A 13,487-nucleotide genomic window follows, 5' to 3' on the forward strand; every position below is an offset into this window, starting at 1 on the left:
TATGAAGACGTCGAGATATAGCGAGCCCCAGATCCTTGCGATTTTGCGCCAGGCGGAGGGCGGTGTTCCGGTTTCGGAACTGTGCCGCGAACATGGGATGAGCGATGCCTCCTTTTACAAATGGCGTGCCAAATATGGCGGGATGGATGCCTCGATGGTGTCGCAGATGAAGGCGATTGAGGACGAGAACCGGCGTTTGAAGAAGATGTTTGCGGAATTGAGCATGCAGAATGAGCTGCTCAAGGAGGCTTTGGGAAAAAAGTAGCGCGGCCATCTAAACGCCGCGAGATGGCCGAGGTGGCGGTGGCGAGGCGGGGGTGAGCATCGCGCTGGCCTGCCGGACGTTTGGCGTGAGCGAGACCTGTTATCGCTATGCGCCAAAACTGGTTGGCGAGAACGAGGAGATCGCTGATCTGCTCGTGGGGTTAACGAATGCCAAGCGCAATTGGGGTTTTGGCCTGTGCTTTTTGTATTTACGCAATGTGCAGGGCCGGCCATGGAACCATAAACTCGTCTATCGCATCTACCGGGAGCTGGAGCTGAACCTGCGGATCAAGCCTCGCAAACGGCTGCACCGGGACAAGCCTGATGCATTGGCTGTGCCTGAGGCGCCGAACGTCTCATGGTCGATGGATTTCATGGCGGATCGCTTGGAGGATGGCCGCGCATTCCGGCTGTTGAACGTGCTCGACGACTTCAATCGTGAAGGTTTAGGCATAGAAGTTGATTTCTCGTTGCCGGCTGAGCGTGTAATCCGCAGCCTGAACCGGATCATCGAATGGCGCGGCAAGCCTGGGAGCATTCGTGTTGATAACGGCCCCGAATATATCAGCGGAAAGCTGCTCGCATGGGCTGAGAAGTTGAAGATCAGCATCCGCCATATTCAGCCGGGTAAGCCCCAGCAGAATGCCTATGTCGAGCGCTATAACAGGACCGTGCGGCATGAGTGGCTCGACCAGCACATCATTGAAAGTATCGAGGAGGCGCAACACCACGCCACAAAATGGCTCTGGACTTATAACAACGAGCGCCCCAACATGGGCTTCGGTGGGATCACGCCCGCTCAGAAACTGAAACTCGCCGCCTGAATTCTACGAACAGGCCCCGTTAAAAACGGAGGGATTACCAGGCCGCGCAACGAAAATGTTGCGCCCACAGCGGGCACGCGGACAATTGTACGGCTTTTCCCAAAAGCAGACTTCCGCCCCAGCCCCCACCCGCCGATAGAGACTTTATCGGGAGAGAGAATCAGGAGTGAACCAGTAAGGGGTTTTGTCGGTCCATATTGAATGGGGATAAAGCGTCTGCAGCTGAGTGTAAGCCGACTGAGAATCATCCCCCCAATTTGGACCCAAATGGCAGCCATAGCGCGTAGATCGTACCGCAAGATGCAGCGTCTCCGGCAGAGCATTGTCCATGCCAAGCAAACGCGTAAACCAGTATGATTGCTTGGCCCATTTAACGGCGTGTTCGGTTAGTGCCTCGGGGCCGCTTTGGGTAGCTGCAAGCTGCGCGAGCTCCTTGTAGTCGATATTGCCGAACAGAGGGTCGCCTTTGATTAGAGAGAGAGATTGCGCGACAGCGTAATCATAATCAGCGTCTGTATTTTGGTTGCCTTGGGGTGGCGCGAAAGTGCCCGTTGGCCAATAAACATATCCACCGGATAAGTTACGGTAGTCATAGTCGAAACCAACTTGATTATCTTGAACAGGGTTAACAAAGAACGTCCCAGCCACATCCAGTTCGGTGCGCGGGATATCGAACGAGCACCACCAATTACCATCATTATGGTCGTAAGGGTCGATGGCTGTTAGATCGGGCGTGTTACGGAGAGTTAGTTGACCATTTGAATACTGATCCATCCATTGCGGATGTGGGCTCAGACCTGGAAAATGCAGCAGCATTTTTAGAGTCAGATGCTTGCGCGTTCGCATTGTCCAGGAAGCCTCGATATTATCGATATCGGTATCAAGTTCCGGAAAATTATCTCTCACCTCGGGCATGAGCGCAAAAAACTCCGGCCAACGACCCAGCATGTAGAGGCGTATCCACCCCGCTCCTAGCAGCGTCCGGCGTTGGGGTCCATTAAGACCCGGAAAGCGGCTCAACTTGATAAGTTCGTCAGCGGGTAACAAGTCAAAGGCTGCGGCGTCTTCTAAATGGCCGACGTTACTAGTGTAGTATTGGTCGTCTGAAATCGATACCTCATCGGCCATGAATTCCGGCCAGCTCTGGGCGAGCATCAATCTTAGTCCAGGGTCAACCTCGCGAGTTTCAAATGTTCCATGCTGAAATCCAAAAAACGTGACTCCTTGGTTGCGAAAGACGGATTTGACTTGCGAAAGCCAAGCCCGAGCCCCACTCAAATCTTGATGTGACACGTAATAACGAATCCCACCATTGACGATAAATGCGTAAAAGTCACCGTTTCGGCGACCCGGCGTGGAGGAAAGCAACTTATCTGGCAGGGCAGGGGCTGTTGGTGTTAGCCCCGATTGCATGAGAGCGATCGCTGCGCCGGGCTGGCCGTTCATCAGCAAAATACGCACCTGCTGCTCAAAAAGCGCTGCATCCAGGCTGGAAAGAGCGGACGGCACATTCCAGCTCTCTGCGTTAAGAACTGGATCACTTGCATAACTTGGCAAGATATCGCGGGCGTTTTGCAGCAGCGCGACGTCGGACGGATTAGTTGTGCGGATAGCCAAGGCATAGGCCCAAAGTGGGTTTTTCGTAGCGAGCCACTCCTCACGGGCGTGCTGGGTTAGTCCAGGGTAGGCGGCCTCTACATCTGGTGGCAGCTTGGCGCCCGAAGCCTCGAAGCCCGGAAAGGCAACCATCTGGGAGGCATGCCATGAGCCCAGTTTTGTGGCTGGGTGTAGGAAGTGGGCTGGGCAATTGTCCAAGCCAAATCAGCAAATGGATTATTGACTCGTATCTGATCCATGACAGTGCGTGATGTAATGCGGGTTAGCACCAGCATATCGTCGCTTGCATTCTGTTGAAGAGTAGTAAGTTCCGGTTCCTGGCAAACCAGGTCATGCGGGGCAGTCAACAGATGCGATATTTCCGCCAAGCGCGCTGCAAGAAGTCTAGCGTCGGGTTGCTGCCAAGCCAGAGTGCCCGTTAAATCGTAGGTAGCACTGTAGAATTCCTGCATTGCGGGGTTGCTCAGTAGGGCAGCGATGCGCTGGAAACCGCCCGCATAATTTCCGTTGCTCAAGGCGGCCCGGGCCGCAGAGTATGCGGCCGCGGCGTGATATGGCGACGTCTGATCTGCAGCGACTTTGTCAAATGACGCGATCGCGGCATCGTAGTTGTCCGCGTGGAAGGCCGCTGCCCCTTGCTGATATTGGGCAGTTTGGGCTGGTGAGGCTGGTGTCAGTGGAACAAATGTCTTCGTCTGTAGGTATAAGTACGGGTCCACTGGTTGGTCCACGGGATTCTGCCCCCAGCTTCCGTCTGGCGCCGCTTTTGCAGCCGCAAGCATGGCGTTTGCATCAAACCAGGGAGGGTTACTGATCTGCGCATTGGACCAATGAATGTTAAGGAAGCTGCCCCAACTAGACGCAGGTACGCCAGGAATAGGATATGAAGCATAATAGGGAAGCTCGTTCTGCCCGCAGGGTGGTGCCGCAGTAGCTGGTAATGCAGTCAACACAAAACTGAGAGTTCCGCCTGCTATAATCACCGCGCTTCTGACAAGCCTGGGGAATTCGCGCGTCACTTTGTTCGGAATTATGGATGAAGCGCATATGGCCACAGAAACGAATGAAATTCGGAACATTTTTACCTATCATTCAACGTGCGTGGCGATTTGAGCCAACGTATCGCGGCGCACCGATTCTAGCAACGATTGCAGGAAAGTGGTCAAGGAAGGATTCCGGTGTATTGGCCGATGAATGCCCAACGCGCCTCGGAGTGGCCGCTGTCATTTTTCGACAGTCAGAGGGCGAACGGCATCGGGGAATGGCCGCTTTGACCCATCACGAACCGGAAACAGCCAGTCCGCTATCGGCCCCCTTTAGCCCACAACCGGCCTGCCGATTGCTCCTGTGGCCGAGCTCAATGCCGTGTAGGTGGCTGCAAATGCCGGTCCGTTTCCAGCGTGAAGGCAACTGCCCATAAGGGCGTTTTGGTGAAGACCGATCGTTTCGCGAAGCCTTCGCCAACCTCATGCTCGGCCAACAAGCCGGCCCAGCATAAGGGCCGCAGGACATGAAGATAGAAGGTGGAAGCCAGCCGGTAATGTGCGGTCCAAATATCGGTTTCCGTGCCACCGAACAGCACGGTAAACAGCCGCTCCTCGCTCACCGCATGGTCCGCCTCGATATTAATGACATTCAGGAAGACGTCCCAGTTGCCGATCATGACATCACCGAAGCGGGTATATTGGCGATGATCGAGACCATAGAGCAGCGTGGTGGCCAAGCATCCCCATAATTCGCCGGGTTTGTCCCGTAAGCGCTTGGCATTGGCCGTCAGTCGCAAAGTGCCATTGTCGTGCCTCGCGAGCCTGGCGGCGAGCAAGACGTCATGCAACACGGTCAGAGGCGGAAAGTCCGCCTCGTTCAAGACCTTGTTGACGACGTAGAGTTCCTTCGCGGTGTAACGTGGCCATGCGAAAGCTTCGGCCGCCCATTGCACAAAATATCGTTTCAGGGCTTTGGCGGGCGTCAAGCCGATTGGCCGTGCTGGTCGACATAGTCGAAGGTCAGCAGCGCCGCCTTGAGGATCGGCGCATACGCCAGCGCAGGTTCATCGCCAGGGATCGGCTTGAAAGGGACCATGCGGGAAGTTTGAGCGATGCGCATTGGGCTGCCAAGATCGGCGTCAGGCTTGGCAGCGGGCAACATACCCCCTCTCATTTGGTTAAGTCTTGCTCTTGCCGGCCAAAGCCTCTTTCCGAAGACCGCGCCGTTTAGCTGGGGACAGTTAGATAAAATGTATTGACGTTGTATGTACGTTGTGCGATTGTCCACGCCTGCAATAGAGATAAGATATGGCCCAGCCAGCCCCTGCCGGTCCGGCCCGTAAGGACGATGTCATTCAGATCCGAGCCTCGGCTGAGACCAAGGCAATCCTGACCCGCGCCGCGGCGCTGCGGGGCAGAAGCTGTCGGAATTCATGCTGGACAGCGCCCGCCGCCAGGCCGAGGACACGATCCTGGATCAGCGTGTGTTCTTCCTGGCGCCCGATGCGCATGAGGCGTTTCTGGCGATGCTGGATGCGCCGGCACAGGACGTGGCGGAACTGCGGGCGCGGCTGACCAAGCCGCCAGTCTGGGACCGTTAATGGCCAAAACTGGCGGGAAGAGGGCAGTTGAGGCCAAGCCAGTGAGACGTCGGTTGTTGCCGCCGGAACGCCTGACCGCAGCACACGATGTCTCAGGCTTCCAGAATGGCCGCCACCCGTCCTTGGACGAATGGCTGCGGGACCGGGCATTGGTCAGTGAGGGGCTATCAGCGAGAACCTATGTTGTACGCGCTGGCGAGCCGCCACATCTCGTCGTCGGCTATTATGCGATCACCACGGCCATGGAGCAGCGCTTGTCCCTGCCCAGCGCCAAGCTGCGGCGCGGAATGCCCGAGCAGATACCGCTGATGCTAATCGGCCGCTTGGCGGTGGACCAGCGTTACCATGGCATTGGCCTGGGCACCGACTTATTGGCGGATGCATTGAAGCGTTGCCTCGCCGTGTCCGAGGTGGCGGGCGTCAGGGCGGTGGTCACCCACGCGATCGATGAGACCGCCATGGCGTTCTATCGGCGGCACGGCTTTTTGGCCTCGCCGTTGGGCGAGAAGGTGCTGATGATGCCGATTGAGACCATCCGCGCCGTGTTCGCCGATCAGTGAAATAGGCCAGGGTGGTTTCCTTTCTCTCGGCGTAGCCTGGATGGTTCCGTCCACGCTATTGGCCGGACGCCATGGGTAGGGCGGTAGGGTTCGGATCTGTCCAGACCGGCATGAAACAATAATGCCGCCCGTCGGCATCCTGCTGAAGGCTCTTGCGGCAGGTCGCCATGGCGACGGCACCGTCATTATCCTGCATCAGCTGGCCCCAGGCGATGGCCTCGGCCGGCCCGGCCTTCATGGCAACCGAGATCAGATGTGAGGCGACCTCCCCCTGAAACCGCCCGGCATTCAGCCCGGCAGCGTAGGTGAAGAGGCAGGGGATGGCACCCAGCGCCAGCACCGCGACCGCCCAGATCCCGAGGGTTTTGTATTTCAAAGTCTTGCCGTGCTGATACACGGCATAGCGCACATTATCCGCGAGCTTGGGCGTCAGCTGCTCGACAATGCCGGCCTGTTTGGTTTGCAACACCGCCTCGGCTTGCTGGACGGCCAGCGCCGTCTTCTTGAGGGTGTCATGGTATTCGCGGTCCAGCCGGTCGCTGGCATCGTGGAAATAGCGCACGGCCTGGTTATGCAGGCGCCATTGCAAGCGCAGCGAGGAGGACAGGACCTTAATCAGCGGCAATAACGGGTCGTTTTTGAGCCCGGTGACCTGAATGAGCCGCTCCAGCTCCTCCTGCATCTGGGCGATCTCGCGGCCAAGGATTTCGCTGTAGCGCCGCAGGTCGAACTCTTCCCGGGGCTCGTTCATGGCAGCCATGAGCTGATCCCCGCAAAATTGCTGTCCATGGCCTCCAGCCATAGCCTGACCCGGGCCCGGTCGAACGGCCCGAGCGGCGTGTCGGCCCGGCCGGTCTTACCCGCGACGGCATCATGGAATTTCAGCCGGCGGATTTCCACCTGTTGGGCGGCGAAGAGTTTCGGCATGAATACCGGCACGGCCCCCTCACCAATCGCCTGACGGACGACGCTATGCCGCAAAATGCGCGCGAAGCCTGTATCGCGGGTCTCGCCGACATCCATCATGGCCTCGTTCAAAATGATGGACGAGGCAGTCGGCTTGAACCCCAGCCGCTGCAAGGTGGCCAAGGGTGATAAATCCTCTTCTTGCGGCCCCACCGTATGGAACAGCACCACCGCGAAGCTCTGGGCTTCGAACAAGGCGACCAGGTCGGGTAATTCGACAGCGAGGCGGCGCAGCGTGGTATCGCCGCCGCCCAGATCGACCAGCGCCGATATTTTCTGAGCCAGGCTATGCTGTAACAGGCGATCCAGCCATTTCAGGGACAGGCTGGGGTCGGCGGTCTCCGGGGGCGGGCCACTTTGTCGATATAGCGGGAGAAGGTGTCGTTGGTCGTGTCCAGATCCGCCATTAGCAGAGGCGTGCCGTTCATCAGGGTTTTCTCGGCCAGCCAGCGTATGCCGGTGGTCTTGCCGGTTTTGCCTCGCCCCACCCAGAAAATGACTTTGTGCCGCCCGCTTAAATCGATGCCGGTCAAAGGCGTTGGGCTGGCAGCGGGTACCGCCGGGCTGGCAGCGGTGCCCAACTCCATCTCCGGTGGGGCGGCGTCTTCATCCGGCCTGAAGGTAAATTCCGGCGGTGTGGTACCTGAGGTGGGTGCACGTCCGCCCGTCGCATTGGGAAAGCGCAGCAATTCCGGCGTGTTGTCTTTGGGTTCAGGCATCGTTTGGCTCCATTCTGGGAAAGGATGGCTGGGGCTTATGGCGGCGATTTTTTACCGAGCAGGCGCGCCATGACCTCGTCATAGGTTGAGAGGGGCGGCCGGATGAGGGGCTTTGCCGGTTCAGCCGGTGGCGGTCTTGCGCTGGTAGCCTTTCAGGGGCGGCGGGCGCGATAGACCTCGCTTTGCAGCCAGTCGGCATCCCACGCTTTGCCGGTGCTGTAGGTGATGCCAGCCAGCGTCATCGCGCGTGCGATTGCAGCCCAGGACCAGTCGCCATGCACAAGCTCCAACAACATGCCGTAATGTTGGCGCAGCCAGGGCCGCACGACATCGCTCTGTCGCCAGAGCGGGCGGAGCATTTCCGCCAAGCTTTCGATCTCGGCCTCGGTGTGAATGCGTTTGCGCGACATGAACACGGGCTTTCAAAAATAGCGGCATGGAGTTTCACTATTTTTGACTAAGCGCGCAATCTTCCGAATCGGAATCTTGACAAGCGCTGAGCTTGTGTCCCAGCCCAATCCAAAGCCTTTTCCTGTGCTGATTCCTATGCTTGTTCCTGATCTCAAAACTGAGCTCAATTCCAATCTTATCCCCACGCTCAATCCTGATCTCTAATCTCGCAGGTCCTGTGTGGTAATATCTTATGCGGCTACAACAGACCAAGGAATGCTAGCGCATGCGGATAAGTGGGGCAGCAGATCACACGGCTGATAGCTATGTAAGTGACGTGACCAAGCTCCAATTTTGTCCCTCGGTAGATATGCGGTAGGCAAGTACCTTTGCAGAGCCTGTTTCCGAGGTTACAAAATTTTCTTGACTTCCTCTGGGCACTAATTTTAAACCTGATCGATTTACAAAAAAATTTTTCGCTATCCGAAAATTGGCGAAGAGGAAGGTCCCAAGGTGTCCAGGCGGCAAGCAGGTGAGGGTGATATCGCGGAGCAGGCTCAAGCCGCGAAGAGCGTTGTGCAGTCTCTGGCAAAGGGCTTCCGCGTGCTTGAGGCGTTTACAGACGAATATGAGGACCTGACGCTCAGCGAAATAGCAGAGCTTACCGGGCTGGACGCTGGAACCACTTTCCGTTTGCTGAACACCTTGGTAGCACTGGGCTATATCCGGCGCGACGCGCGCACGCGCCGGTTTTCGCTGACGCTGAAGATTCTGGATCTGGGCTTTCATGCAATCGGCCGTCGGGACATACGCGCCATCGCCCGTCCGGTTCTGCGCAGGCTGGTGGCGAATGTTGGTGAGGCAGTGAGCCTCGCGGTGTTGGAAGGTACTGATGTGCTCTATATCGAGCGCGTGCGTGCCGGTTTGGTACGGCTTGGCGTTGATATCAGAATTGGCACGACCATTCCCGCGCACATCAGCGTGATCGGGCAGTGCATTTTGGCTTTCTTACCAGAAACGGAGTTTGCGGTATACGCTACCGCAAGCCGTACTGTGCGGCACTCATTTCGTGACCAGAGAACTGTTGAAGATGTCGCGCCCATATTGGCCATCGTTCGGGAGCGGGGGTATCTGCTCGGCCCGTCGACGTTGACCGAGGGCCTTAGCCTGCTTGCCATACCGGTTCTGGACAATGATGGTTTGCCGATTGGGGCCATAAGCATTGCCGCACCGATGACACGCCATCCGCTCGAGGTGCTGGAGACAGCGCTTGGCGCTGCCAAACAAGCCGCACATGAAATTGCCCGCTCGCTAGAGGCGGACGGCAGTATCGGATCTTCGCCTTGAGACGCGACGGATAAATGAACGCGCGGCAAGAAGGGAGGCGCCTGTTACTCTTCATCCATACTTGATGGGTAGGAAAATCTAGCCAGACGCCTGAAATATTTAACAAGATACGGCAACACCACGATCCTATTAGGCCGTGGCGGGAGGAGTTTTGTCCAATGATGAGAATGCGCGAAGCGGCGATTCACGAAGCAGGTTCGGCCAGTGCCGCGATGCTGTTGGCCCGGCTGGAGCGGTTACCGGTATCCAGGCCTCTGCTCTGGGCGCGCGGCATCGTCGGTATGGCCACATTTTTTGATGGCTATACAACACTTGCAATTGCTTATGCGCTGCCAATCTTGGCCCATAGTTGGCATTTGGAGAAGAGCACCACCGCGCTGATCATCTCTTCCGGCTATTTTGGCCAGCTCATTGGTGCGCTGCTGTTCGGGTGGCTGGCTGAGCGCGTCGGCCGCCTGCCCGTGCTCATTGTCACGATCGCAATTTTCGCGGTGATGAGCTGCGCTTGCATCTTCGCTTGGAACGCACAATCGCTGATTTGGTTCCGTTTTCTGCAAGGCATCGGTACGGGCGGGAGGTGCCGGTGGCCAGCGCCTATGTGAACGAGTTCATCGGCGCGCGGGGACGCGGACGCTTTTTCCTGCTCTATGAATTGTTGTTTCTGGTTGGCCTCGTTTTTTCCGGCCTCATTGGATATGCGCTGGTTCCAACTTTCGGCTGGAAGGCGATGTTCATTGTCGGTGTCGTTCCTGTCCTGCTGGTAGCTCCGCTTAGTTTCAGTTTGCCCGAAAGCCCTCGTTGGCTTCTGGAGCATGGAAAAACCAAGCGGGCCGAGGCGGTCATCGAGAAGCTAGAACAAAGCGTCATGAAACGTGGCGGGGCTTTGGATGTGCCTGTGCCTCACAAGCCTGCCCCGGCAGGAACGCGCAGTGGTAGTTGGCGCGAGTTGTTCAGCCCGCTTTATGCACCGCGTACATTACTGCTCTGGGTACTATGGTTCGGCGTGTACGCCATCAATAACGGTCTCGTGACTTGGTTGCCTACTCTCTATCACATGGTTTTTGGTGTCACGGTTGGGCATGCTATAGGGCTTGGATTTGCTATGACGGGCGTTGCCGTTTGCGCCGCCTTCGTTTGCGCGTTGGCCATCGACAAAGTCGGCCGCCGCCGCTGGTATGGCACGGCGTTGATCGTTGGCGCAGCGGCGCTGTTCTGCCTGTGGGGAACAGGGGCTACCACGGTGCAGACCGTGTTTATCTTCGCCACGATCTGCTACGCCACGCTGCAAACCGTCACTTATTCGCTCTATCTTTACTCGGCCGAACTTTATCCGACCCGCCTGCGCGCCATTGGCGCCGGTTTTGGTAGTGCCTGGCTGCGGCTTGGGTCAATGGTGGGGCCGTGGATCATTGGTGCTGTCGCCACACGCGGTTCCATTGCCCCGGTTTTTCTGGCATTCGCCATCATCGCCTCGGTCACCGGAGCAATCTGTCTGCGCTGGGCACCGGAAACCAGCGGCAAGCGGTTAGAGGACATTTCTCCGTAGAGACAAACCTTTTAACAAACCGGGCCACAAAATCAGGTCCATAGGGAGAGACTAAAAATGAAATCGTCTAATTTGTTGAAGCTCACGGCCATACTGGCCTGGGCACCGGCTAGCTTTGCCGTAGCTCAACCCGCGATGCAGATTGTTTCAACGCCGAATGCCCTCGCCACACCGCACGTGAAACTGCCAACAGCCAAAGGTCCCTTGGCGCCAGAAGGAAAGCTGCTTGCCGAACATGGTATTTATCTGCGGGCAACCGGCGTGGATGAAGCAGCGGCAAACGTAACCGGCGGGCAGAAGCAAGGCGCGGCCAATAGCTTCGCCGTTGCATTCGGCGGTGATCTGGATCTTGGTCAGCTCATGGGGTGGGATGGTGGATCGGTGCACGTCACCTTCAACAAATCGGTCGGCGAGTCGCTTGCCGCAGGCTACACAGAGAATCAGGTCAGTTTTCAGTCCAAGTATAAAACATACCATAATGCGCGTTTGGCAGAGCTGACCTTCGAGCAGAAACTATTCAATGACAAGCTGGATGTTTCGGGCGGGCGAGTTTCCGCGCTCAGCTATTTCAATACTTCTAAAATCTATTGTAATTTCGAGAATAATGCGTTCTGTTTCAATCCGGCCGTCGTGCCGATCACAGACAAAGGTTTGTCCTTCTATCCATACGGCACTTGGGGTGGACGGGTTAAGCTCTCTCCTTCGCCTTGGTTCTATGTGCAGGCTGGTGCCTTCCAGTCGGACCCGGCGCTAATTCCGACGGACGGATTTGAATGGTCCTCCAACCATGCCACCGGCATTGAGACTGCGGCCGAGATAGGCATTCAGTCGCCATCCTGGACTGATCCTTACGCGTTTCATCTTAGAGCCGGCGGTTACAATAATGGTGCGCCGGTGTCTGACCCTTATCTCAACATCCATGGGCTCTCTTTGGTTAAATCCAAAGGCAAGGCGCTAACGCATGAGGGGGGCAAAGCGCGTTTTATGTGATGGGGGATGTGGATGTCGCGCATCTTAATCTGTCCGGAACCCGAAATGTTACATTTTTTGGCGGGACGCTTATAGCGAACCGGGATTATCTGACCTTTACCAGCCAGACTTTATTTGGCGTGCTGGTCACCGGTCCCTTCGCCAGCCGGCCGACCGACACGCTCGGCCTTGCCGGCACATATCTGACCTTGGGGTCACAGGAGGTCGATTATCTGCGTGCCGCGCGGGCGGCGGCGCACGGCAGCGGTGGTGTTGCCAATCATGAGGAGATTTTTGAGCTCAATTACGGTTTCAACCTCTACCGCGGCATCCGGCTGAACCCGAACGTTCAGGTGGTGTTGAATCCCGATAATATTCTTGAGCCTTCAGCTAAACATGCTAGCCGTGACATTCTGGCCTTTGGCGTAAGGTTGACAATTAATCCGGGCATGCTGCTTGGCATGCCGACATGGCAATAAGCGCGCAGCGCTTAAATCCCCAGGACCGCGCCGAAAGGCGCGGTCGATTTGCGAGGGATGAGGGTGGGCGCAAACAACCTTACCCGGTCCTGTTCCGATTCTGGGCCCCGCAAGAGCAAATCCAGTGCTGCCAGGGCAATCTGCTCGAACGGCACGCGCAGACTGGTCAGGGGGGTTGGCAGATGGCCGACAAGGGGGATGTCGTTGTAACCGACCAGCGAGATATCGCCAGGTACCGACAGCCCCAGCTGAGCCAGAGCGGAGAGCGCACCGACAGCGATATTATCTTCAACGGCAAATATCGCACTAGGGCGCGTGGCACGATCCATCAAACGCAGGGTCGCCTCTACACCGGACTCGATGCCGAAACCGGCTTCCACCGTCCAGGCCGCGCTTGGCTCGATGGCCGCCTCGCGCAGGGCCTGCAAGTAACCGGTGGCCCGTCCCCTCACGCTGGAGGCGTAATGCGGGCCGGAGATCAACCCGATGCGCCGATGGCCGAGGTCGAGCAGGTGGCGCGTGGCGAGATAGCCGCCCAGCACATCATCACCCACGGCGGACAGGCTTTGCCCATCCGTACGCAGCGCCAGCACATAGGCGACGCCGCGTTTCGTAAGCTCGGCGGGAAAGTCATCGTCGTTGCGAGCGGTGGCCAATACAAGGCCGTCCACACCGCGGCTCAGCAGCGTGTCCGCCGCTGCCCGTACACCGGCCGGCGTTTCGTCGGTGGTGGCCACAATGGCGAATTGGCCGCTCCTCTGGCAGGCTTTCGACAGGGCCTCATACAATATAGCCATGGCCATATCGGTGAGGCGTGGAACAATCACCCCCACCGTTCCCGTATGGCCACGCCGCAGATTGGCGGCGGAGATATCGCGCACATAGCCAAGTTCGGCGGCAACCTGGCGTACGCGCCGGGCGGTGTCGCTATCCGACTGCGGCAAACGTTCGTCCAGAATGCGGGACACGGTGGATTTGGAAACACCGGCCGCGGCGGCGACGCCATGCAGCGTCACGCGGCCATGGGGGAACTTTGGGGTTGCCTCCGTCATTTTGCCTTTTCTCTTTCGCCTAAAGCTGACGCGGCTCAGAGCTGCCGCCGCGTCCTAAATGCCGTAACGCGGCGCTTGACTCCAGCCCTGTTCCGCAATTATATGGGAACGTTCCCGCAAACGATCCTATACAACGGCGAACGCCAAGTCCACCAATAAGGAGACCG

General features: G+C 57.6%; 13 protein-coding genes and 2 pseudogenes. 7 read left to right on the forward strand and 8 right to left on the reverse strand.

Features of this window, described 5'->3' with window-relative positions; translation table 11 throughout:
* The first annotated feature begins 1 nt into the window (after position 1).
* Positions 2-1,088 (forward strand): annotated as a pseudogene (locus GT370_RS18520) (IS3 family transposase).
* A 144-nt stretch (positions 1,089-1,232) separates the two neighbouring features.
* On the opposite strand, the gene GT370_RS18525 reads toward GT370_RS18520, so the two are convergent.
* The 3 genes from GT370_RS18525 to GT370_RS18535 form a co-directional block, all read right to left on the reverse strand.
* Positions 1,233-2,837: a hypothetical protein gene (locus tag GT370_RS18525; protein WP_270183530.1), complete on the reverse strand. Its 1,605-nt coding sequence runs from the start codon at positions 2,835-2,837 to the stop codon at positions 1,233-1,235.
* 1,225 nt (positions 2,838-4,062) lie between these two features.
* On the reverse strand, positions 4,063-4,677 hold the full coding sequence (locus GT370_RS18530) for a hypothetical protein (RefSeq protein ID WP_270183531.1): 615 nt from the start codon (positions 4,675-4,677) through the stop codon (positions 4,063-4,065).
* Positions 4,674-4,853: a hypothetical protein gene (locus tag GT370_RS18535; protein WP_270183532.1), complete on the reverse strand. Its 180-nt coding sequence runs from the start codon at positions 4,851-4,853 to the stop codon at positions 4,674-4,676. The genes GT370_RS18530 and GT370_RS18535 overlap by 4 nt, the downstream gene beginning before the upstream one ends.
* Positions 4,854-5,124: 271 nt before the next feature.
* Between GT370_RS18535 and GT370_RS18540 the strand changes: the two genes are divergently transcribed.
* A complete protein-coding gene (locus GT370_RS18540) occupies positions 5,125-5,292 on the forward strand; it encodes a type II toxin-antitoxin system TacA family antitoxin (protein WP_270183533.1) in 168 nt (55 codons plus the stop codon).
* Positions 5,293-5,333: 41 nt separating this feature from the next.
* Complete coding sequence (locus tag GT370_RS18545) at positions 5,334-5,852, forward strand: GNAT family N-acetyltransferase (protein ID WP_039885796.1); 519 nt, start codon at positions 5,334-5,336, stop codon at positions 5,850-5,852.
* A gap of 55 nt (positions 5,853-5,907) precedes the next feature.
* Here GT370_RS18545 and GT370_RS18550 read toward each other — a convergent pair whose 3' ends face one another.
* The 4 genes from GT370_RS18550 to GT370_RS18565 form a co-directional block, all read right to left on the reverse strand.
* Positions 5,908-6,612, reverse strand: coding sequence for a hypothetical protein (locus GT370_RS18550; RefSeq protein WP_270183534.1), 705 nt, complete (start codon positions 6,610-6,612; stop codon positions 5,908-5,910).
* On the reverse strand, positions 6,600-7,013 hold the full coding sequence (locus GT370_RS18555; protein ID WP_270183517.1) for a hypothetical protein: 414 nt from the start codon (positions 7,011-7,013) through the stop codon (positions 6,600-6,602). The genes GT370_RS18550 and GT370_RS18555 overlap by 13 nt, the downstream gene beginning before the upstream one ends.
* A gap of 119 nt (positions 7,014-7,132) precedes the next feature.
* Complete coding sequence (locus tag GT370_RS18560) at positions 7,133-7,537, reverse strand: hypothetical protein (RefSeq protein WP_270183518.1); 405 nt, start codon at positions 7,535-7,537, stop codon at positions 7,133-7,135.
* Between the two features lie 152 nt (positions 7,538-7,689).
* Positions 7,690-7,947, reverse strand: a complete 258-nt coding sequence (locus GT370_RS18565) for a hypothetical protein (RefSeq protein WP_270183519.1) — start codon at positions 7,945-7,947, stop codon at positions 7,690-7,692.
* 493 nt (positions 7,948-8,440) lie between these two features.
* Between GT370_RS18565 and GT370_RS18570 the strand changes: the two genes are divergently transcribed.
* The 4 genes and pseudogenes from GT370_RS18570 to GT370_RS18585 all read left to right on the forward strand — a co-directional run bounded on the left by GT370_RS18570 (position 8,441) and on the right by GT370_RS18585 (position 12,268).
* Positions 8,441-9,274 carry an IclR family transcriptional regulator gene (locus GT370_RS18570; protein WP_008495269.1) on the forward strand — a complete coding sequence of 278 codons (834 nt, stop codon included), beginning with the start codon at positions 8,441-8,443 and terminating at the stop codon, positions 9,272-9,274.
* 281 nt (positions 9,275-9,555) lie between these two features.
* Positions 9,556-10,820, forward strand: a pseudogene (locus GT370_RS18575) (MFS transporter).
* 57 nt (positions 10,821-10,877) lie between these two features.
* Positions 10,878-11,810 (forward strand): carbohydrate porin, encoded by a 933-nt coding sequence (locus tag GT370_RS18580; protein ID WP_270183535.1) that lies wholly within the window; start codon positions 10,878-10,880, stop codon positions 11,808-11,810.
* Entirely contained in the window at positions 11,810-12,268 is a 459-nt protein-coding gene (locus GT370_RS18585; protein WP_270184426.1) for a carbohydrate porin, read from the forward strand. The genes GT370_RS18580 and GT370_RS18585 overlap by 1 nt, the downstream gene beginning before the upstream one ends.
* 11 nt (positions 12,269-12,279) lie before the next feature.
* Here GT370_RS18585 and GT370_RS18590 read toward each other — a convergent pair whose 3' ends face one another.
* Positions 12,280-13,320, reverse strand: coding sequence for a LacI family DNA-binding transcriptional regulator (locus GT370_RS18590; RefSeq protein WP_008495272.1), 1,041 nt, complete (start codon positions 13,318-13,320; stop codon positions 12,280-12,282).
* Between the last annotated feature and the right edge of the window lie 167 nt (positions 13,321-13,487).

Origin of the sequence: Acidocella sp. MX-AZ03, assembly GCF_027626035.1 — a bacterium.
GTDB classification, from domain to species: Bacteria; Pseudomonadota; Alphaproteobacteria; order Acetobacterales; family Acetobacteraceae; genus Acidocella; species Acidocella facilis.

Bases quoted from the DNA above. Each gene is read 5' to 3' on its own strand.
- GT370_RS18550 (WP_270183534.1), bottom strand. From the start codon at position 6,612: ATGGCTGCCATGAACGAGCCCCGGGAAGAGTTCGACCTGCGGCGCTAC.
- GT370_RS18535 (WP_270183532.1), bottom strand. From the start codon at position 4,853: ATGTTGCCCGCTGCCAAGCCTGACGCCGATCTTGGCAGCCCAATGCGC.
- GT370_RS18560 (WP_270183518.1), bottom strand. From the start codon at position 7,537: ATGCCTGAACCCAAAGACAACACGCCGGAATTGCTGCGCTTTCCCAAT.
- GT370_RS18540 (WP_270183533.1), top strand. From the start codon at position 5,125: ATGCTGGACAGCGCCCGCCGCCAGGCCGAGGACACGATCCTGGATCAG.
- GT370_RS18580 (WP_270183535.1), top strand. From the start codon at position 10,878: ATGAAATCGTCTAATTTGTTGAAGCTCACGGCCATACTGGCCTGGGCA.
- GT370_RS18585 (WP_270184426.1), top strand. From the start codon at position 11,810: ATGGGGGATGTGGATGTCGCGCATCTTAATCTGTCCGGAACCCGAAAT.
- GT370_RS18565 (WP_270183519.1), bottom strand. From the start codon at position 7,947: ATGTCGCGCAAACGCATTCACACCGAGGCCGAGATCGAAAGCTTGGCG.
- GT370_RS18590 (WP_008495272.1), bottom strand. From the start codon at position 13,320: ATGACGGAGGCAACCCCAAAGTTCCCCCATGGCCGCGTGACGCTGCAT.
- GT370_RS18525 (WP_270183530.1), bottom strand. From the start codon at position 2,837: ATGGTTGCCTTTCCGGGCTTCGAGGCTTCGGGCGCCAAGCTGCCACCA.